Source organism: Halorubrum tibetense, from assembly GCF_042661865.1.
GTDB lineage: Archaea > Halobacteriota > Halobacteria > Halobacteriales > Haloferacaceae > Halorubrum > Halorubrum tibetense.
In genome coordinates this window covers 1-1,088 of the sequence record NZ_JBHSWW010000490.1, presented here as the reverse complement: position 1 = coordinate 1,088, position 1,088 = coordinate 1, and the positions used below count along the sequence as shown (strand labels likewise).

The 1,088-nt window shown below is 70.7% G+C and carries 1 protein-coding gene and 1 pseudogene; one reads left to right on the top strand and one right to left on the bottom strand.

The features are described from left to right. A pseudogene (locus tag ACFQEU_RS16435) lies at positions 1 to 281 on the bottom strand (alpha-amylase MalA); the annotation flags it as partial. A gap of 174 nt (positions 282 to 455) precedes the next feature. Between ACFQEU_RS16435 and ACFQEU_RS16430 the strand changes: the two are divergent. Then, on the top strand, positions 456 to 1,088 hold a 633-nt coding region (locus tag ACFQEU_RS16430), incomplete at its 3' end, for a DUF7997 domain-containing protein (protein WP_465261173.1).

Genomic DNA, 1,088 nt, shown 5'->3' with positions numbered 1-1,088 from the left:
GCCTCCCCGCTTCCGCCGGCGACGTCGACGCCCTCGTAGGCGGCCGGGAACGCCCGGATCGTGAGCGCGTGGTCGCCGTCCGGTGCGGCGAGACCGATCCGGTATCGGCCGGGGACGTCCGGCGTGAACTCGGTGACGGGAGTCTCCCCGACGGTCGCGTCGCTGTCCGGCGGTGCGGTGACGACCCGCCACTCGTAGCTGCCCCCAGGGTCCGGGTCCCGGGGGGCGAGCTGTGTCGTCTCTCCCGTCGACATGAATCGCGGCGGTCCAGGGTGGTGCATGATGGCCACATCGGTAGCCGGGGTCTTCGGTGTTGCTCTCCGTGCGAAGCTGCCGGTCCGACGCCCCGATCGACGCTACCGCGGTTTTAGCCCCTGAAAAACACCGATTTCGGTCGGTTACGTAAGTTCGCCCGGTCCGTCAAGGCTTTTGCCCACGCGGCCGCGAGATTCGCCATGCGACTGCGAACTGCGATCACGGAACACAAACGCCGCCGCGGGGAACGCTACCCGACGGAACGCCCCACGACCGTCGGCGCGTTCACCGGTGACGGCGGTCGGTTGGTGCACGTCGGGCCCGACGGTGCCAGCCACGACTGCTCGTACGCGCTCTCGGGCGTCGGCGGAACCGACCGTTTGCGGATCGGTATCGCCGGCGGTGGGGGGATCCGGTGGCTCGACGAGCTCGACACCACGCGCCAACACTACGACGGCGGGTCACCGCTCGTCGAGACGGAGTACGACGCGGGACGCTACACCGTCCACCAGTTCGACCTCGTCGTCGACGGCACCCACCTCACGCACGTCGAGCTCCGCGGCGCGCCGCCGGCCAACGCGGACCTGGTCGCGACCTGCGCGTTCGCGCCGGACATGGTCGAAGGGCGCGTCGGCAACCTGGTTCACGAGGCCGCCGGCCCGAACGACGGGGACGTGGTCGAGGTGTACCATCGTCAGGAGCACGACTTCCTCGCGGCCTCGAACGGCCTCTCGGCCGCGCACGGCCGTCGGCAGGAGACGATCGCCGAGCTGCTCGGCGAGGACGACGGCGGCTTCCCGCACCGCGGGGAGATCGACGAGCGCGAGGACTCG